This window comes from Terrabacter sp. RAF57, assembly GCF_052113925.1.
In the GTDB taxonomy this organism is placed as follows: Bacteria; Actinomycetota; Actinomycetes; order Actinomycetales; family Dermatophilaceae; genus Terrabacter.
This window is the reverse complement of sequence record NZ_JBFRDT010000003.1, coordinates 94,680-117,216: the sequence shown is the minus strand read 5'-3', so window position 1 is coordinate 117,216 and position 22,537 is coordinate 94,680. Positions and strand designations below refer to the sequence as shown.

Sequence of the window (22,537 nt, the reverse complement as noted above, 5' to 3'; positions counted from 1 at the left end):
CCATCCACTCTAGTTGACCCGGGCGGGTCGGAGCCTGCCCCAGCAGGGCGGCGGACAGGCTGCTGTCGGGCGTCAGGTCAGCGACGCGGTGTACGTCGAGGCGTCCATGAGTCCCTCGACGGCCGAGGCGTCGGCCAGGCGCAGCTCGAACATCCAGCCCTCACCGTAGGGGTCGGAGTTGATCAGCTCGGGTGAGGAGTCCAGGGCGGCGTTGGTGGCCGTCACCTCGCCCTCGAGGGGGGCGTAGACGTCGCTGACCGACTTCGTCGACTCGACCTCGCCACACGAGTCCCCGGGCGTCACGGTGTCGCCGACGGCCGGCAGGGACACGTAGACGACGTCGCCCAGCGCGTCCTGGGCGAAGGACGTGATGCCGATGCGGACCACTCCGTCCTCGCCGACGCGGACCCACTCGTGGTCGCTGGTGTAGCGCAGGTCGGAGGGGTAGTCCAGGTCGCTCATGTCGCTCCTTCGTCAGTGGACGGCCCCGGTCGGGGTCGCGGTGGATGCGCGTGCTGCTGGGCGCTGGTGTCGCCGGTGATGCGGTGGCACCTGAGAGGATGCCATGCCCGCGCGACGAGCGCAGGAAGTGGGCCCCACCGAGTGCCGCAGCGGTTGGTCGCGCGTCGTCGCCGGCACCCCGGTGCCGTCACTCGACGGGCTTCGCGTGGGTCATCTCGGTCGGTCGGTGCAGCGAGGTGATCTCGACGAGGCTCGACTCGGTGACGCTGGCCTCGGCGCCCTTCTGCCGCACCGACTCGACGATGCCGCCGGGGATCGTCATCGCCGACGAGAGCGTCTTCGAGTCACCGATCACCTTGATCACGAGGGGCCGGGTCACCTGCACCCCGTCGACGAGGATCTCGCCGTCCCGGTCACCGACGAACGACGAGGCCACGACGCGGACACCGCCGACGTCGATCGACTCGGCGCCCGCGTCCCGGAGCTCCTGGATGATGTCGAGGACGATCGGACCGGTCACGGCGTTGGTCGGGTCCGTGATGCGCAGCGTGATGCCGGGACCCTTGGCCGCGAGGGTGCCGGCAAGGATGCCGAGGGTGTCGACGCGTTTCTGTGCCTGCTCGAGGGCCTCGGCCGCGGTGCCCGTGCCGTTCTTGAGCCGGTCGCGGGTGGACTCGAGCTCGCGCACCTGCTGGTCGAGGCGGGACGAGCGCAGCGAGATGTCGTCGAGCACCCGGACGAGATCGGTCTGGCTCAGCTCGTCGAGCCCGCGCTGGTTGGTCAGCTGCACCTGGGCCGCGATGCCGGCACCGAGGAGCACGGCAAGCAGGGCCGCCAGCAGGTTGGCCCGGGTCGCGCGCGGGCGGCTCATCTTGAGCAGGCGCGTCCACGCGGCCTGCCCCTCGACGGGCACCCGGCTCGTCCCGTTCTCGGGCGCACCCGATGGCGTGATCTCGGGCGAGGGCGCCTCGGACGACGGTGCGTCGGGCGACCGTGACTCGGCGGCACCGGCGTCGAGCACGGGAGCCGGAGCCACGGCTGGTTGCGCTGACGGCTCCAAGGGCGACGTCACAGCCGGTCCCGCAGGCGATTCGAGCGCGGGCTCGGTCGGCGGCTCGGGAGTCGGCTCAGGAAGCGACTCAGGAAGCGACTCAGGAAGCGACTCAGGAAGCGACTCAGGAAGCGACTCAGGAAGCGGTTCGGTCGGCGTCTCCGGAGCCGGCGCGCTGTCGGTGGTCTTCCCCTCTGCGGCGTCGACGAGCGGCTCCGGCCGGTCGACAGGAGTGGGAGCGGGACGACCCTTCTTGCGCTTGCCCATGCTCAGGCCTTGAACAGGTGCCGGCGGATCGAGGCCACGTTGGAGAAGATCCGCACGCCGAGGACGACGACGACACCGGTCGAGAGCTGCGAGCCGACGCCGAGCTGGTCGCCGAGGAAGACGATGAACGCGGCGACGACGACGTTGGACAGGAAGGAGACGACGAAGACCTTGTCGTTGAAGATGCCGTCGAGGATTGCGCGGAGGGCGCCGAAGACGGCGTCGAGAGCGGCGATGACCGCGATCGGCAGGTACGGCTGGAGCCACACGGGCACCGAGGGATCGAGGAAGAGCCCCACCGCGAGTCCGGCCAGAAGGCCGAGAACTGGGATCACGAAGGGTTCTCCTGACTGGTCGGTGACGCCGGGCTGCCGGTCCCGGAGTCGGTGGTGCCGCTCGGGGTGTCCGAGGGCGAGGGCGCCGTCGACGTGCCCGAGCCGGTCGGGGCCACACCCGCACCCGCGCTCCGCTTCGGGGCGGTCGTGCCCTGCTGCAGCGTCGTGGCGCCCGGCGTGGTCGAGCCTACGGGCGGACCGACGGGCTCTGCGACCTCGAGCCGCACGGCCGAGTCTCCGGGCACGGTCAGGGAGTCGCTCCCCGCCATGATCGACCGGATCTTGTACTCGTCGGTCAGCTGGGAGAGGTAGAGCCCCGCGAACGAGGGCTCGAAGAGCTGCTGCATGCCCTGGGAGTCGCCGAGGGCGGTGATGACGTAGGGCCGTGACAGCGGTCGGAAGTCGACGATGATCGCCTGTCCGGCGAACCGGATGGCGGCCGTGGAGCTGAGCCGGTGCCCGTTGATCGAGATCGCCTCGGCTCCGGCCCCCCAGAGGCCGTTGACGATGATCTGGAGGTCGCCGGAGGTCACCCGTCCCTCCTGGAACCCGCTGCTCGGGCGGGTCCCCGCGTCGGCGCCGGCGTCGGTCGAGGCGGCGTCGTCGAGGGTCAGCGTCAGCCCGGGCCCCGTGAGGGGCACGGCTCCGGCCTGGACCTCGAGGTCCTTGATGGTGCTCGTGAGGTCGGTGCCCCCCGACTGCTGGAGGGCGAGGGCCTCGTAGTCACGCACCTGCTTGCCGAGGGCGGCCACCTTGGCCTCCTGGTCGGTCCCGTGCTTCTGCAGCGCCTCGATGCGCGTGACGAGCTCCTTCTTCACGGCCGCGGCAGCGGTCGGCTTCGGTCGCAGCGACTGCGCCGCCACGGCGAAGAGGAAGCCGGTGAGGATCGCCAGGACGACGACGAGGACGGTGCGCGTGGAGGTGGCTCCGGGCAGCCCGGCCGCGACCCGTCGGTCGGCGGCCTCTTGGTAACCCGCGTCGAGGGGCCGCTCCATCATCGTCGTCAGCAGCGTCATCGACTCGTCCGGACGCCGCTGGGGGCTCATGGGGTCACCACCTGAGGGCGCTGCGCCAGCACGAGGCGGGCGTGGACGGCATACAGCACGGCGGCGAGCCAGTAGAGGACGACGCCCCACCACGCGAAGCCCCAGCCGATGGGGCGGACGAGGTCGCCGAGCCAGTCGTCACGGTGCGCGAGGAGCAGCAGGGGGAAGGCGTAGAGCAGGTTGAACGTCGCGGCCTTGCCGACGAAGTGAACGGGCAGGCCGAGCTGTCCCTTGCTGCGCAGGTAGAGCAGCATCAGGGCCATGACGACCTCGCGGGCGAGGAGCACGACGACGAGCCAGACCGGGATGATCTCGCGCCACATGAGCCCGACGAGGGTCGTGAGGATGTACAGCCGGTCGGCGATGGGGTCGAGGAACTGGCCCAGGCGACTCTCCATGTTGAACCGACGGGCGATCTTGCCGTCGAGGTAGTCGGTGACACCCGAGAACAAGAGCAGCAAGAAGGCCAGCCCGTCGCGCTCCGAGACGATCGCCCAGAGGAAGACGGGCACGCCGAGAAGCCGGAGCACCGACAGCACGTTGGGGATCGTCAGCAGGCGCTCCGTCACGACGTGCTCGCGCTCGCCCGCTCTCTCGACCTCCACGGCGGCAAGCCTAACGGGCGTCCGGAGTGGCCGAGATCCGTGCCCGGCATCGATCCGGACACGACCCCTCGTCGAGCGAGGAGGGAGTCCGCGAGGAACGTGCGAGGGCCGGTGCCGCGGGTGCGTCCACGCCGGTCTGCTCTGGCACACTCGGCACCATGCCCGGCGGACACTCGCACAGCCATGACCACGGAGCCCGTGCAGCGTCCGGCACCGTCGCCGTCAGCACGCTGGCCCGAGTAGGCCTCACCCTCCTGATCACGCTCGCTGCCGCGGCCACGATCTTCGGTCTCGTGCGCTACTGGCCGGCGGAGTCGCAGGCGGCCGTCCGGGTGGGCACGTCCGACTTCGCGGCTCCCGGGGTGACCTTCCCCGTCGCCGAGGTCCAGCGGGTCCTCCCGGTCTGCGAGGGGGCCGAGGGCAGCACGGCGGGCGGCCCCGCCGCCGGCCAGGGCGGTGACGTCGTCGACGGCAACCCCACCTGCGGCGCGATCACGGTGCAGCTCGAGCAACCCACCGCGAGTTCCGGCGACGTGCGTCCGGTCGTGTCCGTCTCGGTGCCTCCCGCGGTCTCCACGTCCGGCCTGCGCGAGGGCGACACCGTCATGCTGCTGCGGACCCCGCCCCAGGACACGCAGCCCGAGACGTACTCCTTCCTCCAGGTGCAGCGCGGGGCTCCCCTGTCGCTCATGCTCGCGCTCTTCCTCGTCGTCGTGGCGGTGGTCGCGCGGTGGCGCGGGATCCTGGCCCTCGTCGGTCTCGTCTTCGGCGGCTTCGTCGTCGTCAAGTTCATGCTGCCGGCCCTGCTCGAGGGCCAGTCGGGGCTGCTCGTGGCCCTCATCGGTTCCTCGGCGATCATGTTCGTCGTCCTCTACCTCGCCCACGGGCTCTCGGTGCGGACGAGCACGGCCCTCGCCGGCACGCTCTTCGGCGTCGCGGTCACGGCGGGTCTGGGTCTGCTCGCCGTCGACCTGGCACGCCTCAGCGGGGTGGCCAACGACGAGGGTGCCACCCTGGCCTCCTTCGTCACGACGATGAACCCGCGCGAGCTGCTGACGTGCGCGTTCATCGTCGCCGGTCTGGGGGTCCTCAACGACGTGACGATCACGCAGTCCTCGGCCGTGTGGGAGCTGCGTGCGGCGGCCCCCTCGATGGGGCGACGGGCGCTCTTCCAGTCGGGCATGCGCATCGGGCGCGACCACATCGCCTCGACGATCTACACGATCGTCTTCGCGTATGCCGGTGCCGCGCTACCCGTGCTGCTCCTCCTCTTCCTCTACGAGCGGCCTGTGCTCGAGATGCTCCAGACGGAGTCGCTCTCGGAGGAGATCGTGCGCACGCTCGCCAGCGCCATCGGCCTCGTGCTCGCCGTACCCGTCACGACGGCGGTCGCGGCCCTCACCGTCGGTGCAGCGCGGACGCGTGCGCCGGTGGACGGCGACGGACGCGGCCCGGGTCTGCCGCGCACGGTCGACGAGCCGGAGCACCAGGGCCCCACCGCAGTTGACCTCGTCCGGGCTGCGAGCGGGCCGCCGGCACCCACGACGCGGGCCGAGGCACGCTCGAGGATGTCCTCCTCCTGACCGGTTCGTGCCGTCACCGAAAGACCGGCACCGCCCGCGACTGGCACCTGCGCCGGTCACCTCGCAGCTCGACTCTGCCGGCGCTCGTCGGGCTTTCAACCAGTTCTCGGCAACCACTAGGCTCGCCGCCATGAACCATGTGACGACCCTCGAGGCGTACGACGACGACCGGGGTAACCGCATCGAGTTCAGCGGGAGCGTCGACAAGAACATCCGGGTGAAGTTCAAGGGACGCAACAACGTCCTGCGTGTCGCGAGCCAGCAGAACATCGCCCAGCTCTTCGTCGACTTCGACTGCGACGACGGCCTCGTGGAGATCGGCAGCAGCCGCGGCGTGCCGGGTCTCCGCGCGGCGATCCGCGTCGGGGACGGCTGCCAGGTGCGGATCGGCAAGAACGTGTCGTCGACGACGACGGTGGCGATGTCGACGGCGGAGGGCACGTCGATCACGATCGGCGACGACGTCATGATCGCGTCCGACATCCAGATCCGCGCCGACGACGGCCACCCCATCTTCGACGTCCGCACCGGCAAGCGCGTCAACGCGGCCCGGTCGATCGTCATCGGCAACCACGTGTGGCTCGGCCTCGGCGCCTGCGTCCTCGGTGGCGTGACCATCGGCGACGGCACCGTCGTCGGCATGCGCTCGGTCGTGACGCGGTCCCTGCCCAACAACGTCGTCGGCGCTGGCTCACCGGCGAAGGTCGTCAAGCGGAACGTGGCCTGGGAGCGCCCGCACCTCACCCTCGACCCGCCCTACCGGAAGCCGACCGTGGCCTCGGTCAAGAAGTCGACCGACTACTGGACCCTGACCGTCGACCCCGGCAGCAGGCCGTCACGGAGCCGCGAGATCTACGCCGGCGCCCGCCGACGCACGCGCCGGAGCCTCAAGGCCGTCCGGGCCAGGGCCGACACTCTGACCCGTCGCGCCTGAGCCCGCCAGGGGCTCTGAGGATTCTGGGGAGTCCGGGACGCTGACGCTCAGGAGACCGTCAGCACCGCGGTCCACGTCGACCCACCGGACTCCGTGAACGTCACGGTGACCGACGCCGCGTTCGAGCCGGTCTTCGTCGCGGAGACCGGGGCGGTCGAGGTCGTGGCGTTCGCGGCCACCGTGACCGTCCCCGTGGCGGCGTTCTTGCCCGTCGAGGACCAGTTGATGGTCTCCGTCGAGCCGCTGTAGGACACCGCCGTCTGCGTGCCGCTGCCAAAGCCGACGTTGGCCGCGATGACGGCGTTGTTGCCACCGGCGACCGTGCACGTGAAGGAGGTGCCGACGGTTCCGGAGCAGCTCGGCGTCGCCGCGATGCCGTTGACGGTGACGCCCGAGAAGATGAGCCCGGCCGTCTGGCCGGCGACGACCCCCTGGCTCAGCGATGCGGACGTCGACGCCGAGTGGTTCGTCGTGCCGGCATACGCCGCCGTGACCGACCGGGTGCCGGTCGTCGTGAAGGTCGTCGTGCACGTGGCGACACCCGACGCGCTGAGGGTCTGCGTGCCGGACGAGCAGCTGATCACCGTCGAGCCGTCCCTGAAGGTCACGGTGCCGGTCGGCACTCCCCCGCCGGGAGCCGTGGCCGCCACGGTCGCGGTGTAGGTGACGCTCTGGCCGCTCCGGACCGTCTGCGCCGAGGTCGTCAGGGTGGTCGTCGTGGCCGCCGGCGCGACGACCTGGCTGACGGTCGGCGAGGTCGACGTGAGGTGGTCGGCCGAGCCGGAGTAGACGGCGGTGACGCTGCGCGTCCCGGCAGCCGTGTGGGTCACCACGCAGGTCGCCGATCCGGAGCCGAGGGTCTGGGTGCCGCCCGTGCAGGCCAGGGGCGTCGAGCCGTCCTTGAAGGTGACCGTCCCGCTCGGGACGCCGCCTCCAGGCGCGGACACCGACAGGGTGGCCGTGTAGGTCACGGGCTGACCGACGGTCGAAGGGTTCGCCGACGACGTGAGTGACGTCGTCGTCGATGCCGGGGCGACGACCTGCGACAGCGAGGACGACGACGACGCAGCGTACGGTGCCGACCCGGCATACGCCGCCGTGATCGACCTGGTGCCGGCGGACGCCTGGGGCACGGTGCACGTCGCGGTGCCGGAACTGAGCGTCTGGGAGCCGCCGGCGCACGTCATTGCGGAACTGCCGTCGCGGAACGCGACCGCCCCGGTCGGTGTCCCGGGGGCCGCGCTGACGGTGGCGGTGTAGGTCACGGGCTGCCCGACCACCGACGGGTTGGCCGACGACGTCACCGAGGTGCTCGTGCGAACCGAGGCCAGGACGGTCACGGAGGCGCTCGATGCGCTCGTCGCCGTCCACCCGGAGCGCACGGCGACGACGGTGTAGCGGTAGCTCCCATCCGGTAGCGCAGCGTCGCTGCAGGACGTCGTGGCGACGAGAGAGGAGGGCGACGTGCCGCAGGCGGCGACGGTGGCAGCGGAGGCGACGTCGGTGCGGTCGACGCGGTAGCCCGTGGGAGCCACCCCCGTCGTCGGCGCGGACCATGCGACCGACACGGTCGTGGCCCCGTCGGCTGCCGTGGCCGTGACCGACGTCGGGGCCGTGAGGATCGCCGTCGGGGCCGTGCCAGTGCCGCGTCCGGTCACGGTCCAGGACGCCCAGGCGGTGCCGGACACCGTCATGAGCACCACCAGCAGGACGGTGACGTGGAGGGCGCGCACGCCGCGGCTCGGGGCTGCACGGCGTGCGCGCGTCTTCGGGGGTGTCGGGGCGGGCATCAGTTGCTCGCCGTCCCCGACCACGTGAGCGCGAAGCTCTTGTTCTTGCAGACGTCCTGGTTGACGTTGGGGAGGTTGCGCAGGCGGATCTGCGCGGTCGCCACTCCCTGGCCGGGAAGAGTGACCGAGCCGCGTGACGGGACGAGCAGCACGGAGCTCGTCGTGACCGAGGGCTGGCGCAGCTCGAGGTTCGCTGCCGAGGTGCAGCCCGGTGGGGTGCTGTCGGCCGCGACGGCGACCGTCAGGGCCGAGACCCTGATGGTGACGGGGTTCGGGTTCGTGACCGTCACCGAGAGGGGACGCCACACGCCCGGCACGAGGTCACCGACGCTGCCCGCGACGGTGAAGGGCGGGCCGCTCTCGGGCAGGCCCTTCTGGTGGGTGAACGCGTAGGCCGTCGTCGCGGACACGTTGCCCGCTGCATCGACGGCCTGGACGGCGAGCTGGTGCTGCCCGTTGTTCGAGGTGTCGATGAGCCACGTCAGCGGCGACATGCACGTGGTCCAGGCGCCGTTCTCGAGGGAGCAGCGAAACGTGGCCCCCGCCCCGGCGCTGGTCCAGCTCGCGGTGTTCGTCGCGTTGCTCGTGGGGTTCGCCGGCACCGTGGTCAGCACGGGAGCGGGCGGTGCCACGGTGTCGACGACCCAGCCGTATGCCGTGGGGGTGCTCTCGGCGCCGGCAGCGACCGTCACGACGCTGAAGGTGTGCCTGCCCTGCGCGAGGCCGGTGTAGGTGACCGGGCTCGCGCACGCCGTGAAGGAGGACCCGTCGCGGGCGCACCGGAAGCCGGCACCAGACAGGGCCGCGAAGGCGAACGTCGCCGTCGTGCTGGCTGACGGGTCGGCCGGACGCGAGGTGATGACGGGGCTGACGACAGAGTGGCCCGAGGCCGCACGGGGCATCCCGTGGACCGCGACGAGGAACGCGACGAAGACGCCGAGCAGGGCCAGGGCGGTGTGCCTGGCGTTCGTCGGCGTCATCATGGGACTCCCCCCGTCGTGGTCGATGCGGGTCAGCGCTTCGTGCGGTCGTGCGAGGGACGCGGAAGGGGCGGGGCGCCGGGGTCGATGCGGCGTCCCACCCCTCCCGGGTCTCAGCTGGCGACGTAGTTGATGGTCACCGTGGCGCCCTTGCAGGCGTCCTGGTTCGTCGTCTTGTTGTTGAACTGGAGGGTGTAGTCGACGGTGGTCGTCGCGGCCGGCGCGAGGTCGACCGACGTGATGGCGAGGGAGGCGGCCGTGGCCTCGGAGACCGGGGCCACCGCGCCGTTCAGCTTGTAGTCGGTGCCGTCGCAGTCCGTCTTGTTCGTCGTGACGTAGGCCTTGACCGCCTGGATCTTGTAGTTCTCGGTGCCGGTGTTCTTGACCGTGGCGGTGACCGTCTGCGCCGAGTCCCCCGGGTACATCGCCGTCGCGCTGCCGCCCGTGACGAGGAAGACGTTGCTCGCTCCGGCCCGCGTGGTGGCCGTGCCGGTGCCACCACCGAGGCTCGTCCAGTAGGCGTAGGCGCCACCGGCGGTCGCGAGGCCGATGGCCCCGGCTGCGAGGAAGGCTGCGGACTTCTTCTTCTTGGAGCTGGACTTCTTCTGAGTGCGCATGGTGATCCCCATGACCTTTCCCTCGAGTGGCTCTACCGGTTCTTGGTGTGCTGCTGAGGGAACAGTGACACGCGATTCGGCCGATTCAGGGGCACCTCGGACAACGTTGCGCATACCTTGCGGGTTGCTTGTGGCCACGGTGGAGACCTTGCAGTGACGGCCGGGACACCTTGCACAACAAGCGGATTCAGACCCCGTCGACGGCACGCGCGACCAGCACACGAGCGAGGGCACGACGAAGGGCCGCCCTCTCCGTGGAGAGTGCGGCCCTTCGTCGTTCGGTCGGGCTGACAGGATTTGAACCTGCGACCCCTTGACCCCCAGTCAAGTGCGCTACCAAGCTGCGCCACAGCCCGAATGCCCCTCGGGGCGAAAGGAACATTAGCGCACCGGATGCCGCTGGTCCCAATCGGCCCCCGTGAGCGGCCGTGTGCCCCGTCGGGACAGCGGCAGGTCAGCGCCGGCGCTTCTCGCGGACGCGGACCGAGACCTCGATCGGCGTGCCCTCGAAGCCGAACTGCTCGCGCAGGCGACGCTCGATGAAGCGGCGGTAGCCGGCCTCGATGAAGCCCGACGCGAAGATGACGAAGCGCGGCGGACGCGTCGAGGCCTGGGTGGCGAAGAGGATGCGGGGCTGCTTGCCACCACGCAGCGGGTGCGGGTGGGCGGCCACGATCTCGCCGAGGAAGGCGTTGAGCCGGCCGGTGGGGACACGGGTGTCCCACGACTCGAGGGCGGTCTCGATGGCGGGCACGAGGCGGTCCATGTGACGGCCCGTGCGCGCGGAGACGTTGGCCCGGGGAGCCCACGGCACCTGGACGAGCTCCTTCTCGATCTCGCGCTCGAGGTAGTAGCGGCGCTCCTCGTCGAGGGTGTCCCACTTGTTGTACGCGATGACGAGGGCTCGGCCCGAGTCGATGACCTGCTGCACGACACGGATGTCCTGCTCGGCGATGGGCTCCTCGGCGTCGATGAGCACGACGGCCACCTCCGCCTTCTCCAGGGCCGTCTGGGTGCGCAGCGACGCGTAGAAGTCCGCGCCCCGGCTCTGGTGGACGCGGCGCCGGATGCCGGCGGTGTCGACGAAGCGCCAGGTCTTGCCGCCGAGCTCGATGAGCTCGTCGACCGGGTCGCGCGTGGTGCCGGCCACGTTGTCGACGACGACGCGCTCGGAGCCCGCGAGACGGTTGAGCAGGCTCGACTTGCCGACGTTGGGGCGCCCGACGAGCGCCACCCGCCGCGGACCACCCTGGGCGTACGCGCCGTGCGCAGACACGTCGGGCAGCACCTCGAGCACGGCGTCGAGGGCGTCGCCGCTCCCGCGGCCGTGTACGGCGGACACCGGGAACGGCTGGCCGAGGCCGAGGCTCCACAGCATCGCCGCGTCGGCTTCGCCGCGCTGGTCGTCGACCTTGTTGGCGACGAGCACCACCGGCTTGCCGGAGCGGCGCAGCAGCTTGACGACCGCCTCGTCGTCGTCCGTCGCGCCGACCGTGGCGTCGACGACGAACATGACGACGTCGGCGAGGTCGATCGCGATCTCGGCCTGCTCGGCGACGCGCAGGTGGATGCCAGTGGCGTCCGCCTCCCAGCCGCCGGTGTCGACGATGGTGAAGCGGCGCCCGCCCCACTCGGCCTCGTAGGAGACGCGGTCACGCGTCACACCCGGCACGTCCTCGACGACGGCCTCGCGGCGCCGCAGGATGCGGTTGACCAGGCTCGACTTGCCGACGTTGGGTCGGCCGACCACGGCCACGACGGGCAGCGGGCCCTGCCCCGCGCCGTCGTCGGAGATCGGCCCCTGGGCGTCGAGCAGCGCCTGGTCCTCGGGGCTGAGCTCGAAGTCGTCGAGCCCGGCGCGCAGGGCGCGCTCCACGGCGGCGTCGTCGACGGAGGGGTCGGCGGTCGAGATCGGAGCGCCCTCGTCGATGGGGCGGGCGGTCTCGTCAGTCACGGTGTCCTCGAATCAGTGAACGTCTGTTGAGGAACCATTCTCCACCCGCGAGCGGCGTACATGTGACGCGAGGGCGTCCCGCAGGTGGTCACTGGCCAGCCGGAGGCGGTCCCGACCGGGCGCTGAGGGGTCGACGACGAGCCGGAACGGGTCCCCGAAGTCGACGAGAAGTCGCGACCGGAAGGGCGGCCAGTCGTCCTTCGTCGCGCCCGGGACGCGAGTCCCGCTGACCGCGACCGGCACGATCTGCGCGTCGGTGCGCAGCGCGATCCAGGCGGCCCCGTGGTTGACCTGGTGGACCTCACCGTCACCGCGGTTGCCCTCGGGAAAGATCCCGACCGCACCCCCGCCCTCGAGGACGGCGCTGGCCGAGGCCAGCGCCGCGCGGTCTCCGACGGAGCGGTCGACGGGGATCTGGCCGACGTTGCGGATCGTCCAGCCCCAGAAGCCCGAAAAGGCCTCCTGCTTGACGAGGAGGCTCACGGCGCGCGGCGCCAGGCCGAAGACGAGGGGCCCGTCGAGGAACGCCGCGTGGTTGGCGACGAGGATGACCGGCCCCGTGAGCGGCACCCGCTCGGGGTGCAGGGCCACGCCCCGGTAGAGGGTGCTGAAGATGACCTTGCCGATCGGGCGGCCGATCCGGGCCCGGTTCGGATGGGGAGCGACCGCCTGGCTCATGCCCGGGCCGCTTCGACCACCTGGAGCACCGCCTCGACCGAGCCCTCGAAGTCGAGGTGCGACGTGTCGATCGTCGTGACGCCGTCGGCGGCCACGGTGAACTCCGACACGGCGGAGTCGGCCTTGTCGCGGTCGACGATCTGGGACCGGGTCGCCGCGACGGCGGCGGCGTCCGCAGCTCCGTGCAGCTCGGTCGAGCGTCGTGCGAGCCGGGCCTCCTCGGAGGCGGTGAGCAGGATGCGCACCGGCGCATCGGGTGCGACGACGGTCGTGATGTCGCGTCCCTCGGCCACGACACCGCCGGTGGCCGCGGCGGCCTCGGAGATGAGACGGCGCTGGAGGACCCGCAGGATCTCGCGGACGGGGACGACGGTGGCGACCGCGGACACGTTCGTCGAGATGCCGGTCTCGCGGATGGCCGCGGCGACGTCGGTGCCGCCGACCTCCACCGTCGGCGCGTCGGGATCAGTGCCGATGGACAGCGGAAACCGTTGCGCCGCAGCGGTGATCGCGTCGGCATCGGCGAGGTCGACACCTTCGTGGAGGCACCACCAGGTGAGGGCGCGGTACATGGCCCCGGTGTCGAGGAAGCCGTAGCCGAGGGTCCGGGCCACCTGCTTGCTGACGCTCGACTTGCCGGACCCCGAGGGACCGTCCACGGCGATGACGAAACCGGACAGGGGGTCCTCGGGGGTCTGCGGCATGCGGACGAGGATAGTGCCTCGACCGACCCGCCCCGGGACCCGCCCGACAACCGGAGCCTCAGTCGTGCACGCGCCAGCCGAGGCGGGCCAGCTCGGCTCGCAACGGCTCGACGGACGCGGGCATGACCGAGATCTCGGCGACGCCGACGGCCTGCCCGAGCCCGTGCTCGAGGTGGAGGTCCTCGAGGTTGATGCCGGCGTGGCCGACGTCCGTGAGCAGTCGGGCCAGTGATCCCGGCTTGTCGGGGACGACGACGGAGACGACCTCGTACGCCGCGGGAGCCGCACCGTGCTTGCCGGGGATCCGTGCGTGGCCGAGGTTGCCGGCCTCGAGGACCCGGCTCAGCGTGCCGAGCGAGCCGGCGCCGTCGGCGTCCACGAGGGTGTCGAGGGCCCCGACGACGTCGTCGACCTGGTCGCGGACGTGGCGCAGGACGTCGCGCACGGCGGGTGCGTTGCCGGCGAGGATCTGGGTCCAGAGCCGCGGGTCGCTCGCCGCGATCCGGGTCACGTCGCGCAGTCCCTGGCCGGCGAGACCGACGGCGGACTCGGGCAGCTCGCGCAGGCACGCGGCGACGATGCTCGCCGCGAGCTGGGGCACGTGCGAGACGGCTGCCACGGCTTCGTCGTGCTCGTGGGCCGGCATGACCCGCACGGCGGAGCCGACGGCGAGGGCGAGCTCCCTCACGCGGCGCACCGCCGCGTCGGTCGAGGCCTCGTGCGGCACGACGACCCACGCCCGGCCGTCGAAGAGGTCAGCCCGGGCGGCTGCGGCGCCCGAGCGCTCGCGACCCGCCATCGGGTGCGACCCGACGTAGCGGCTCGCGTCGGCGCCCGAGTCGAGGACGACGCGGAGCACCGACTCCTTGACGGAGGCGACGTCGGTGACCACCGCGTCGGGCCACCGGCCCAGCGCGTCCACGACGACGCGAGCGGCGACGTCGGGCGGCGCCGCGACGACGACGACGTCCGGGGCGTCCGTCACGTCCTCGGCCATGTCGCCCGCCCGGAGGTCGCGCGCCAGCTGGACGGCCGTCGGTGAAGGGTCGTCCAGCGACACCCGAAATCCGTTGTTGGACAGCGCGATCCCGAGACTGGTCCCGATCAGCCCTGCGCCGACGATGCGGACGTGCGTGCTCACCCCGTCAGCGTAGCGAGCCGCTCGTCCCGGGCCCGGGACGTCCGGATCACAGACCGGCGGCCTTGTAGAGCGCCCCGATCTCGGCCTTGTTGAGGCGTCGGGTGCGCCCGGACTTGAGGTCGGCGAGACGGATCGGGCCGACCTCGGTGCGGACGAGCTCGAGGACCGGGTGCCCGACCGCCTCGAGCATCCGGCGCACGACGTGCTTGCGGCCCTCGTGGAGCACCACCTCGACCATGGCCTTGCCCGGCTGGTGGTCGACGATCCGGAAGGAGTCGACGCTGACGGGACCGTCCTCGAGCTCGACGCCCTCGCGCAGGCGCTTGCCGACGTCGCGCTGCACCGGGCCGCGGATCGTCGCGACGTACGTCTTGAGGACGCCGTATGCCGGGTGCTGCAGCCGGTGGGCGAGGTCGCCGTCGTTGGTGAGCAGGAGCAGGCCCTCGGTGTCGGCGTCGAGCCGCCCCACGTGGAAGAGGCGCTGCTCGCGGTTGCCGACGTAGTCCTCGAGCGAGATGCGGCCGAGCTCGTCGTGCATGGTCGTCACGACGCCCTTGGGCTTGTTGAAGGCGAGGTAGACGCGGTCCTCGTCGAGGTTGACGCGGACGCCGTCGACGTGGACGACCTGGGTCTGCGGGTTGATGCGCACGCCGAGCTCCGTGACGATCTGGCCGTCGACCTCGACGCGCCCCTGCTCGATGAGGTTCTCGCAGACACGCCGCGAGCCGACGCCGCCGGCGGCCATGAGCTTCTGCAGGCGCACGCCGTCGGGGTCGTGGACGTCGATCTCGGGTGCGGGCTTGCGGTCGGGCAGCCTGGTGGGCTGGCTGGCCTTCGTCGAGCCCGCGAAGCGCGGGCCGGAACCCTTGCCGCCGGTCTTGCCGCCGGCGCTCTTGCCGCCCGCCACGGGTCGGCCGCCACGGCGGGCGCCGCCGACGCTTCCGGGGGCGCCGGTGGGCCCGGACCCCTTCTTGCGCGGCTGGCGGGGGGACCTGGAGTACTCGCTCATGCGTGTCCTTCCTCGATGAGCTCGTCGATGACGTCGGCGTCCGGGAGGTAGGGCGCCAACGCCGGGAGGTCGTCGAGCGACGACAGTCCCATCCGCTGGAGGAAGTAGGGGGTCGTGCGGAAGAGCATGGCACCGCTCTCGCCCACGTCCTCGACCTCCTCGATGAGGCCGCGCGACGCCAGCGTGCGGACGACGCCGTCGACGTTGACGCCGCGGACCGCACTGACCCGGGCGCGGGACACCGGCTGGCGGTAGGCGATGACGGCGAGCGTCTCGAGCGAGGCCTGGGTCAGCTTGGCCTGCTGGCCGTCGAGGACGAACTTCTCGACCACGGGCGCGAAGTCGGACCGGCTGTAGACGCGCCATCCGCCCGCGACGCTGCGCAGGGTGAACCCGCGCTGCGCGGCGGCATACTCCTCCTCGAGGGCGTGCAGGTGGACCCGCACGTCGTCGACCGGCAGCTCGAGCGCCGACGCGAGGGCGACCTCGGTCACCGGCTCGTCGACGACCATGAGCACGGCCTCGAGCGCCGAGCGGGCGCCGCCCGGGAAGTCGTTGATGTCGAAGGCGATCTGCTCGTCGGCACCCTCGCGGTCATCGGGCACCCCGGGCTCGACGGTCGCGTCGGGCCCCTGCGCCGACTGGTCACTCATCGTCTGCTCCTCTTCGTGAGGTGGCGTCGCCACCCGTCTGCTCGGTGTCCGGCGTCGGCGCGTCACCCTCGGCGCCCTCGACGTCGTCGTCGTTCTCGTCGTTCTCGTCGTCCTCGTCGAACTCGTCGTCGATGGCGATGTCGCCGTCGTCGGTGCCCGTCCAGCGGATGTCGAGCTCGCCGAGCGCCTCGGCCTGCTCGAAGGCGATCGCCGCCTCCTTGAACAGCTCGAGCAGGGCGAGGAAGCGCGCCACGATGACGAGGGTGCTGTCGGCGTCGGCCACGAGGCTGCGGAACGAGACCTGTCCGCGGTGGCGCAGGCGCTCGACGATGATCGCCGCCTGCTCCCGGACGCTGACCTGCGGTGCGTGGAGGTGCTCGAGCCCGACGGTCGGCGCCACCTTCGGCGTCATCGCCCGGGCGGCGATCATCGCGAACTGCTCGGGCGTGATGGCGATGACGAGCTCGGGCAGCAGCGCCGCGAACTCCGGCTCGAGACCGGCCTGGCGCGGGGTGATGCGCCCGGCCGTGGCCATGCGCTCACGGAAGGTGGCCGCGATGTCCTTGTAGGCGCGGTACTGCAGGAGCCGGGCGAAGAGCAGGTCACGCGCCTCGATGAGCGCGAGGTCCTCGTCGTCCTGGGGGCCCGACTGCGGGAGCAGGCGCGAGGCCTTGAGGTCGAGCAGGGTCGCCGCGATGAGGAGGAACTCCGAGGCCTGGCCGAGGTCCCAGTCGCTGTTGGCCGCCTGGGCGGTCTTGATGTGTGCGACGAACTCGTCGGTGACCTTGGCGAGGGCGACCTCGGTGATGTCGAGCTTGTGCTTGCTGATGAGGCCGAGCAGGAGGTCGAAGGGCCCGGAGAAGACGTCGAGGTGCACCTCGAAGGGGGCTGCCGAGCGTCGCGTGATGACACCGCCGGGTGTCAGCTCCTGGGTGGGTGCGACCTCGACCATCGCGTCCGGGGGCACGGCAGCGTCGTCGGCGTCGACCGCGGGGCGGTCGACGGTGTCCTGCTCGGTCATCAGATCACTGCGGATCAGGCCGCGCCGCCGCGCGCGATGAGCTCACGGGCGAGCTGGCGGTAGGCGTTGGCACCGGAGTGCTCGGACGAGTAGGACGTGATCGGCTCGGCGGCCAGGGTCGCGTCGGGGAACTTCACGGTGCGGCTGATCACCGTGTGGAAGACCTGCTCGCCGAAGTGGTCGACGACCGAGCGCACGACCTCCCGGCTGTGCAGGGTCCGGCTGTCGTACATGGTGGCGAGGATGCCGTCGACCTGCAGGCGCGGGTTGAGCCGGTCGGTGATCTTGTCGATCGTGTCGATGAGCAGGGCGACGCCGCGCATCGCGAAGAACTCGCACTCGAGCGGGATGATGACGCCGTGCGCGGCCGTCAGGGCGTTGACCGTGAGCAGGCCGAGCGACGGCTGGCAGTCGATGAGGACGAGGTCGTACTCGTCGACGACGGGGCGCAGGACGCGGGCGAGGATCTGCTCGCGGGCGACCTCACCGACGAGCTGGACCTCGGCCGCGGACAGGTCGATGTTGGCCGGCACGAGGTCGAGGTTGGGCGTGCGCGTGTGCTGGATGACGTCGTGGATCTCGTGGCCGCGCTCGACGAGGAGGTTGTAGATCGTCGTGTCGAGCTCCTGCGCGTTGACGCCGAGACCGACGGAGAGCGCACCCTGCGGGTCGAAGTCGATGACGAGGACCTTGCGACCGAGCTCGGCCAGCGCGGCACCGAGGTTGATCGTCGTCGTCGTCTTGCCGACGCCGCCCTTCTGGTTGCACATGGCGATGATGCGCGCGGGACCGTGGCTCGAGAGCGGCACGGGGGTCGGGAAGTCGGGCAGCGGACGGCCGGTCGGGCCCATGGCCCCGGAGCCGGCGGACTCGGTGCCGGGCAGGTGCGCGACCCGCGGGGCGGCACTGACCGGACTCTGTCGGGGCTGGTCGAGGTCCTCGGACGGCACGGACTGCATGGTGTCGTGTGACTCCTCGTTCACCGGGTGTTCCACTCCGCTCGGCCTTGCCCTGGGATGCTGCGGTCAGCCTCGCGCTGATCACGAGTGACCTTATCAGCGGGCACGGGGGTGGGCGCCCGCATAGACCTCGCGGAGCCGGTGGACCGACACCATCGTGTAGATCTGGGTCGTGGTCACCGAGGCGTGCCCGAGCAGCTCCTGGACGACGCGGACGTCCGCCCCGCCGTCGAGCAGGTGGGTGGCGAAGGAGTGGCGCAGCGTGTGGGGCGACACGTGCTCGGTGAGGCCGGCCCGCTCGGCTGCGCGCCGGATGATCGCCCAGGCCGACTGCCGCGAGAGGCGCGCCCCCCGCTGGTTGAGGAAGAGCGCCGGACCCCCTAGTCCGTGCGTGGCGAGGGCCGGACGGCCCCGGACGAGGTATGCCGTCACGGCCTCGACCGCGTAGCGGCCGACGGGGACGACGCGCTCCTTGCCTCCCTTGCCGTGCAGCCGGACGGACGCCACTCCCCCGCCGTTCGGGGCGGTCCCGGAGCCGTCTGCGGGTCCGGCGGTCTCGATGTCGTCGACGTCGAGGTCGACGGCCTCGCTGATGCGGGCGCCGACGCCGTAGAGGACCTCGAGGAGTGCACGGTCGCGCAGCGACTCGGGCGTGTCGCCGACCGATGCCGCCGCGAGCAGCCGTTCCACGGCCTCGATCGGGATCGCCTTGGGCAGCCGGGCGGGTGGCTTGGGCGGGGCGACGTTGGCCGCCGGGTCGCCGGCGACCTCGCCCTCGAGCGCGAGGAACCGGTGGAAGCCGCGCACGGCGACGAGGGTGCGGGCCGCGGACGAGGCCGCGAGCCCGCGCTCGCGCAGGGAGGCGAGGAAGTCGGTGACGTCGGCCTCGGTGACCCGGCTCGGGTCGTCGATCCCCTTGGCCGCCAGGAACGCTGCGTAGGAGCGCAGGTCGCGGGCGTAGGACTTGAGGGTGTTGTCGGACGCGCCCTTCTCGACGCGGACGTGGTCGAGCCACCCGCGGACGTCGCGCTCGACGCGCGAGGGCCGTGCCGCGGGTGGCTCGGTGACGACCTGCTCGGTCAGGACAGGGCCTCGTCGAGACCGACCGACGTCATGCCATGGGCCTCCGCGACGCCGGCGTAGGTGACGTGCCCGTCGTGCGTGTTGAGACCGAGTCCGAGCGCGTGGTCGGCGCGCAGCGCGTCGCGCCACCCCTGGTTGGCGAGCTTCACGGCATACGGCAGCGTCGAGTTCGTCAGCGCGTAGGTGGACGTGTTGGGCACGGCGCCGGGCATGTTCGCGACGCAGTAGAAGACCGAGTTGTGCACCGTGTAGGTGGGGTCGGCGTGCGTCGTCGCGTGGCTGTCCTCGAAGCACCCACCCTGGTCGATCGCGATGTCGACGAGCACGGAGCCCGGCTTCATCTGGGACACGAGCTCGTTGGAGACGAGCTTGGGGGCGGCCGCACCGGGGATGAGCACGGCCCCGATGACCATGTCGGCCTCCTGGACCTGCTGCTGCACCGTGAGGCGGTTGGAGGCGAGGCCGTGGACCTGGTTCTCGTAGCGCCAGAAGGACATCCGCAGCTTGTCGAGGTCGGTGTCGAGCAGCGTGACGTCGGCACCCATGCCGAGCGCGATGTTGGCGGCGTTCTGGCCCGACACGCCGGCACCGAGGATGACGACCTTGGCGTTGGCCACGCCACCGACGCCGCCCATGAGCACGCCACGGCCGCCCTGGGCGCGCATCAGCGCGTGGGCACCGACCTGCGGGGCGAGACAGCCGGCCACCTCGGACATCGGGTAGAGCAGCGGCAGGGCCCCGGACGGCAGCTGCACGGTCTCGTAGGCGATGCCGGTGACCTTGCGCTTGACGAGCTCCTCGGTGAGCGGCTTGTCGGCCGCGAGGTGCAGGTACGTGAAGAGGGTCAGGCCCTCGCGCATCCGGTGGTACTCCTCGGCCACGGGCTCCTTGACCTTGAGCACCATCTCCGCCTCGCCCCAGACGTCGTCGGCGGAACCGAGGATGCGGGCGCCTGCCGCGACGTAGTCGTCGTCGCTGATCTGCGAACCGACGCCGGCGTCCTTCTCCACGATGACGTCGTGACCGTTCTCGGTGAGCTCGTGGACGCCTGAGGGGGTGATGGCCACGCGGTACTCGTGGTTCTTGACCTCGCGGGGGATGCCGACCTTCATGCTGCTGCACTTCCTTCCGGACTGACTCGACCATGGCGCCGTTGCCGTGGTGAGAAGGGGCCCGCAGGGGCCGCGAGCCCACTGTATCCATGGGTGTCACGGCCCGGTCACGACCTCCTGCAACTGCCGCTGACCGGCCCGGCCTCGTGCCACAGTGTGGTCACCGCCATGCGCGGCCGACGAGCTCGGAGAAGGAGGGGCCGTGACCGATCCGCCGGCGCAGGAGGGATACAGCTGGCCGGTGGCGCCGGCCGGTTCACGGCCGCCGAGGCGGCGTAGGCCCTCGCGGTGGCGGCCGGGCGGGCCCGGCATGGTGCTGACGCGGCGCCAGGGCGTCGTCGCCGGCGTGCTCTTCGCCGTGGCAGCCGTCTGGGGGCCGATCTTCCAGGGCGTGGAGCCACCCGAGGCGTTCGTGCTGCTCGTGATCGGCCTCGCGGTCGCCGCGGCGGCCACGGCTCTCCCGGCACTTCGCTCGTTCGCGGGGGGCTTCCTCGTGGCCTCCCTGGTGGGAGGATTCGCCGCTTTCATAGCCCTCGTCGTGTTCTTCGTCGTCGTCTTCGCCAACATGGGCCCGTGAAGCTCTACGCAGACACCCCCGCCCGACGCACCCGACAGCTGCTGTCCGACGTGCTCATGCTCCTGTGGATCGGCCTCTGGGTGTATGCCGGTCGCCAGGTCCACGACACGGTCGAGCAGCTGCGTGCCCCTGCGGACTCGATCACGTCGGCCGGAAAGTCGGTCAACGGGGCCCTCACCGGCGCGGGCGACCAGGCCGGGCAGCTGCCGCTCGTGGGTGACCAGCTGAAGACGTGGCTGACCCAGGCCGCCGGGTCCGGCACGACGCTGCAGCAGGCCGGGACGTCGATGGCCGACACGGTCGACACGCTCGCCCTCGGGCTCGGGATCGCCCTGGCGCTCGTGCCGATCGTCCTCGTCCTCGTGGTCTGGCTCTACGTCCGGGTTCGCTTCGTGCGCAACGCGACCCAGTCGCAGCGCTTCATCGACGCCGGAGAGGACCTCGACCTCTTCGCGCTCCGCGCCATGGCGACGCAGCCGATGCGCGCGCTGGCCCGCGTCTCCGACGACCCGGCGGGTGCTTGGCGCCGCCAGGACCGTGAGGTCATCCGGGAGCTCGCCCTGCTCGAGCTGCGCGACCAGGGCCTGCGGCCGCCGCCCGGCACCTGACCTCCGCACGCGGTCGGTCGCGCACCTCGGGTCAGTCGGGTCAGTCGGCTCGCGTGACCTGCGGCACGAGGTCGTCAGCCGGCGGGGTCCACGCGTCGGCGGTGGCCGGGACCTGTTCGCCGCTGCGGATGTCCTTGACCTCGTCGCCGGACTCCCCCGCCCCGGGGAACCACACGTAGGGGATGCCGCGACGCTCCGCGTAGCGGATCTGCTTGCCGAAGCGGGCTGCCGACGGTGCGACCTCGCAAGCGATCCCGCGGCGGCGCAGGGCCGTGGCCACGGCGACCGCACCCTCGCGCGACTCGTCGTCGGTCAGGGCGATGAGCACGGCGGCAGGCGTCGAGCGTGACGCGGTGACGAGCCCGCGGCCGATGAGCAGGCCGAGGATGCGGGTCACGCCGATGGAGATGCCGACACCCGGATAGGTGTTCTTCCCGTCGCTGGCGAGGGCGTCGTAGCGGCCGCCGGAGCAGAACGACCCCCACGACTCGTGCCCGACGAACTGGGTCTCGTAGACGGTGCCGGTGTAGTAGTCGAGGCCGCGCGCGATGCGCAGGTCGGCGACGAGCTTGCCGGGGGCGTGGGCCATGCCGGTGCGGATGACGTTGGCCAGGGAATCGATCCCCTCGTCGAGGAGCGGGTGCTCGACGCCGAGGGCCCGGACCTGCTCGACGAAGCCGAGGTCGGCCGAGCGGATCGCGGCGAGGGCGAGGCACTGGTCGGCCTGCTCGTCCGTCGTGCCCGACTCGACGAGGAGCACCTTGACCTTCTCCGGGCCGATCTTGTCGAGCTTGTCGACGATGCGCAGCGTCCCGATGACGTCGGTGATGCCGATGCCCTGGTAGAAGCCGTTGGGGATCTTGCGGTCGTTGACCTGGATGACGAAGTCGCCCACCGGGAACCGGCTGAAGACGTCGGCGATGACGAGCGGCATCTCGGCCTCGAAGTGCGGCGAGAGCTGCCCCACGTCGACGACGTCGATGTCTGCCTGGGTGAACTCGCGGTAGCGCCCCTCCTGGGGTCGCTCCCCACGCCACGCCTTCTGGATCTGGTAGCGGCGGAAGGGGAAGGCGAGCTTGCCGGCGTTCTCGAGGACGTAGCGCGCGAACGGCACGGTCATGTCGAAGTGCAGGCCCCAGCGCGCGTCGTCGTCGCTGCCGCCGGCCAGGCGCGACACGGCGTAGATCTCCTTGTCGGCGTCCTCGCCCTGCGCGCTGAGTCGCTCGATCGGCTCGATGGACCGGGTCTCGACCGAGGAGAAACCGTGCAGCTCGAAGGTCTCCCGGATGACGTCGAGGAAGTGTTGCTCGACGATGCGCTCGGACGGGAGGTACTCGGGGAAGCCGCTGATCGGCATGACCTTGGCGG

The 22,537-nt window shown here is 71.5% G+C and carries 23 protein-coding genes and 1 tRNA gene; 4 read left to right on the top strand and 20 right to left on the bottom strand.

The genetic code is table 11. The features are described from left to right. Window positions 1-72: 72 nt before the first annotated feature. The 5 genes from gcvH to AB4Y83_RS05485 form a co-directional block, all read right to left on the bottom strand. Window positions 73-462 (bottom strand): glycine cleavage system protein GcvH, encoded by a 390-nt coding sequence (gene gcvH / locus AB4Y83_RS05505; protein WP_442273441.1) that lies wholly within the window; start codon window positions 460-462, stop codon window positions 73-75. A gap of 187 nt (window positions 463-649) precedes the next feature. Further along, on the bottom strand, window positions 650-1,498 hold the full coding sequence (locus AB4Y83_RS05500; RefSeq protein ID WP_442296249.1) for a DUF881 domain-containing protein: 849 nt from the start codon (window positions 1,496-1,498) through the stop codon (window positions 650-652). 284 nt (window positions 1,499-1,782) lie between these two features. Beyond that, the gene (locus tag AB4Y83_RS05495; RefSeq protein WP_256795581.1) at window positions 1,783-2,115 is read right to left on the bottom strand and encodes a small basic family protein; all 333 of its coding nucleotides are present in this window, start codon (window positions 2,113-2,115) and stop codon (window positions 1,783-1,785) included. Next, a complete protein-coding gene (locus AB4Y83_RS05490) occupies window positions 2,112-3,161 on the bottom strand; it encodes a DUF881 domain-containing protein (protein WP_442296248.1) in 1,050 nt (349 codons plus the stop codon). The genes AB4Y83_RS05495 and AB4Y83_RS05490 overlap by 4 nt, the downstream gene beginning before the upstream one ends. Continuing rightward, window positions 3,158-3,766: a CDP-alcohol phosphatidyltransferase family protein gene (locus tag AB4Y83_RS05485; RefSeq protein WP_442296247.1), complete on the bottom strand. Its 609-nt coding sequence runs from the start codon at window positions 3,764-3,766 to the stop codon at window positions 3,158-3,160. The genes AB4Y83_RS05490 and AB4Y83_RS05485 overlap by 4 nt, the downstream gene beginning before the upstream one ends. Before the next feature lie 158 nt (window positions 3,767-3,924). Between AB4Y83_RS05485 and AB4Y83_RS05480 the strand changes: the two genes are divergently transcribed. Both AB4Y83_RS05480 and AB4Y83_RS05475 read left to right on the top strand, forming a co-directional pair. Further along, window positions 3,925-5,349, top strand: coding sequence for a YibE/F family protein (locus AB4Y83_RS05480; protein ID WP_442273437.1), 1,425 nt, complete (start codon window positions 3,925-3,927; stop codon window positions 5,347-5,349). Between the two features lie 130 nt (window positions 5,350-5,479). Then, window positions 5,480-6,283 (top strand): acyltransferase, encoded by an 804-nt coding sequence (locus AB4Y83_RS05475; protein ID WP_442296246.1) that lies wholly within the window; start codon window positions 5,480-5,482, stop codon window positions 6,281-6,283. 47 nt (window positions 6,284-6,330) lie between these two features. On the opposite strand, the gene AB4Y83_RS05470 is transcribed toward AB4Y83_RS05475, so the two are convergent. The 14 genes from AB4Y83_RS05470 to ald all read right to left on the bottom strand — a co-directional run bounded on the left by AB4Y83_RS05470 (window position 6,331) and on the right by ald (window position 19,984). Continuing rightward, window positions 6,331-8,073, bottom strand: a complete 1,743-nt coding sequence (locus AB4Y83_RS05470) for an Ig-like domain repeat protein (RefSeq protein ID WP_442296245.1) — start codon at window positions 8,071-8,073, stop codon at window positions 6,331-6,333. Beyond that, complete coding sequence (locus AB4Y83_RS05465) at window positions 8,073-9,053, bottom strand: hypothetical protein (RefSeq protein ID WP_442296244.1); 981 nt, start codon at window positions 9,051-9,053, stop codon at window positions 8,073-8,075. Before AB4Y83_RS05465 ends, AB4Y83_RS05470 begins: the two co-directional genes overlap by 1 nt. Before the next feature lie 113 nt (window positions 9,054-9,166). Then, entirely contained in the window at window positions 9,167-9,670 is a 504-nt protein-coding gene (locus tag AB4Y83_RS05460) for a hypothetical protein (protein ID WP_442296243.1), read from the bottom strand. 282 nt (window positions 9,671-9,952) lie between these two features. After that, window positions 9,953-10,026, bottom strand: a tRNA-Pro gene (locus AB4Y83_RS05455). A gap of 98 nt (window positions 10,027-10,124) precedes the next feature. Continuing rightward, the gene (gene der / locus AB4Y83_RS05450) at window positions 10,125-11,624 is read right to left on the bottom strand and encodes a ribosome biogenesis GTPase Der (RefSeq protein ID WP_056777170.1); all 1,500 of its coding nucleotides are present in this window, start codon (window positions 11,622-11,624) and stop codon (window positions 10,125-10,127) included. A gap of 12 nt (window positions 11,625-11,636) precedes the next feature. After that, window positions 11,637-12,302 (bottom strand): lysophospholipid acyltransferase family protein, encoded by a 666-nt coding sequence (locus AB4Y83_RS05445; protein WP_442296242.1) that lies wholly within the window; start codon window positions 12,300-12,302, stop codon window positions 11,637-11,639. Further along, a complete protein-coding gene (gene cmk, locus AB4Y83_RS05440) occupies window positions 12,299-13,006 on the bottom strand; it encodes a (d)CMP kinase (RefSeq protein ID WP_442296241.1) in 708 nt (235 codons plus the stop codon). The genes AB4Y83_RS05445 and cmk overlap by 4 nt, the downstream gene beginning before the upstream one ends. 58 nt (window positions 13,007-13,064) lie before the next feature. Beyond that, a complete protein-coding gene (locus tag AB4Y83_RS05435) occupies window positions 13,065-14,147 on the bottom strand; it encodes a prephenate dehydrogenase (RefSeq protein ID WP_442296240.1) in 1,083 nt (360 codons plus the stop codon). Between the two features lie 46 nt (window positions 14,148-14,193). Beyond that, window positions 14,194-15,156: a pseudouridine synthase gene (locus tag AB4Y83_RS05430; protein WP_442296239.1), complete on the bottom strand. Its 963-nt coding sequence runs from the start codon at window positions 15,154-15,156 to the stop codon at window positions 14,194-14,196. Beyond that, window positions 15,153-15,809: an SMC-Scp complex subunit ScpB gene (gene scpB / locus AB4Y83_RS05425; RefSeq protein ID WP_442296238.1), complete on the bottom strand. Its 657-nt coding sequence runs from the start codon at window positions 15,807-15,809 to the stop codon at window positions 15,153-15,155. Before scpB ends, AB4Y83_RS05430 begins: the two co-directional genes overlap by 4 nt. Continuing rightward, window positions 15,802-16,830, bottom strand: a complete 1,029-nt coding sequence (locus AB4Y83_RS05420; RefSeq protein ID WP_442273427.1) for a segregation and condensation protein A — start codon at window positions 16,828-16,830, stop codon at window positions 15,802-15,804. The genes scpB and AB4Y83_RS05420 overlap by 8 nt, the downstream gene beginning before the upstream one ends. 14 nt (window positions 16,831-16,844) lie before the next feature. Continuing rightward, window positions 16,845-17,681 (bottom strand): ParA family protein, encoded by an 837-nt coding sequence (locus AB4Y83_RS05415; protein ID WP_442273734.1) that lies wholly within the window; start codon window positions 17,679-17,681, stop codon window positions 16,845-16,847. Between the two features lie 204 nt (window positions 17,682-17,885). Beyond that, the gene (gene xerD, locus AB4Y83_RS05410; protein WP_442296422.1) at window positions 17,886-18,872 is read right to left on the bottom strand and encodes a site-specific tyrosine recombinase XerD; all 987 of its coding nucleotides are present in this window, start codon (window positions 18,870-18,872) and stop codon (window positions 17,886-17,888) included. After that, window positions 18,869-19,984 carry an alanine dehydrogenase gene (gene ald / locus AB4Y83_RS05405; protein WP_056777190.1) on the bottom strand — a complete coding sequence of 372 codons (1,116 nt, stop codon included), beginning with the start codon at window positions 19,982-19,984 and terminating at the stop codon, window positions 18,869-18,871. The genes xerD and ald overlap by 4 nt, the downstream gene beginning before the upstream one ends. 202 nt (window positions 19,985-20,186) lie before the next feature. Between ald and AB4Y83_RS05400 the strand changes: the two genes are divergently transcribed. Together AB4Y83_RS05400 and AB4Y83_RS05395 are read left to right on the top strand one after the other, a co-directional pair. Continuing rightward, a complete protein-coding gene (locus AB4Y83_RS05400) occupies window positions 20,187-20,561 on the top strand; it encodes a hypothetical protein (RefSeq protein WP_442296237.1) in 375 nt (124 codons plus the stop codon). Further along, on the top strand, window positions 20,558-21,169 hold the full coding sequence (locus AB4Y83_RS05395) for a hypothetical protein (protein WP_442273425.1): 612 nt from the start codon (window positions 20,558-20,560) through the stop codon (window positions 21,167-21,169). Before AB4Y83_RS05400 ends, AB4Y83_RS05395 begins: the two co-directional genes overlap by 4 nt. Window positions 21,170-21,209: 40 nt before the next feature. On the opposite strand, the gene hisS is transcribed toward AB4Y83_RS05395, so the two are convergent. After that, complete coding sequence (gene hisS, locus AB4Y83_RS05390) at window positions 21,210-22,526, bottom strand: histidine--tRNA ligase (RefSeq protein ID WP_442296421.1); 1,317 nt, start codon at window positions 22,524-22,526, stop codon at window positions 21,210-21,212. Window positions 22,527-22,537: the final 11 nt, after the last annotated feature.

What these genes read in the sequence shown, in the direction of transcription:
- AB4Y83_RS05475 (WP_442296246.1), top strand. Translation starts at nt 5,480, where the DNA reads ATGAACCATGTGACGACCCTCGAGGCGTACGACGACGACCGGGGTAAC.
- scpB (WP_442296238.1), bottom strand. Translation starts at nt 15,809, where the DNA reads ATGAGTGACCAGTCGGCGCAGGGGCCCGACGCGACCGTCGAGCCCGGG.
- AB4Y83_RS05415 (WP_442273734.1), bottom strand. Translation starts at nt 17,681, where the DNA reads ATGGGCCCGACCGGCCGTCCGCTGCCCGACTTCCCGACCCCCGTGCCG.
- AB4Y83_RS05480 (WP_442273437.1), top strand. Translation starts at nt 3,925, where the DNA reads ATGCCCGGCGGACACTCGCACAGCCATGACCACGGAGCCCGTGCAGCG.
- hisS (WP_442296421.1), bottom strand. Translation starts at nt 22,526, where the DNA reads ATGCCGATCAGCGGCTTCCCCGAGTACCTCCCGTCCGAGCGCATCGTC.
- AB4Y83_RS05430 (WP_442296239.1), bottom strand. Translation starts at nt 15,156, where the DNA reads ATGAGCGAGTACTCCAGGTCCCCCCGCCAGCCGCGCAAGAAGGGGTCC.
- AB4Y83_RS05465 (WP_442296244.1), bottom strand. Translation starts at nt 9,053, where the DNA reads ATGACGCCGACGAACGCCAGGCACACCGCCCTGGCCCTGCTCGGCGTC.
- AB4Y83_RS05490 (WP_442296248.1), bottom strand. Translation starts at nt 3,161, where the DNA reads ATGAGCCCCCAGCGGCGTCCGGACGAGTCGATGACGCTGCTGACGACG.
- gcvH (WP_442273441.1), bottom strand. Translation starts at nt 462, where the DNA reads ATGAGCGACCTGGACTACCCCTCCGACCTGCGCTACACCAGCGACCAC.
- AB4Y83_RS05470 (WP_442296245.1), bottom strand. Translation starts at nt 8,073, where the DNA reads ATGCCCGCCCCGACACCCCCGAAGACGCGCGCACGCCGTGCAGCCCCG.
- cmk (WP_442296241.1), bottom strand. Translation starts at nt 13,006, where the DNA reads ATGCCGCAGACCCCCGAGGACCCCCTGTCCGGTTTCGTCATCGCCGTG.
- AB4Y83_RS05420 (WP_442273427.1), bottom strand. Translation starts at nt 16,830, where the DNA reads ATGACCGAGCAGGACACCGTCGACCGCCCCGCGGTCGACGCCGACGAC.
- AB4Y83_RS05460 (WP_442296243.1), bottom strand. Translation starts at nt 9,670, where the DNA reads ATGCGCACTCAGAAGAAGTCCAGCTCCAAGAAGAAGAAGTCCGCAGCC.
- ald (WP_056777190.1), bottom strand. Translation starts at nt 19,984, where the DNA reads ATGAAGGTCGGCATCCCCCGCGAGGTCAAGAACCACGAGTACCGCGTG.
- AB4Y83_RS05445 (WP_442296242.1), bottom strand. Translation starts at nt 12,302, where the DNA reads ATGAGCCAGGCGGTCGCTCCCCATCCGAACCGGGCCCGGATCGGCCGC.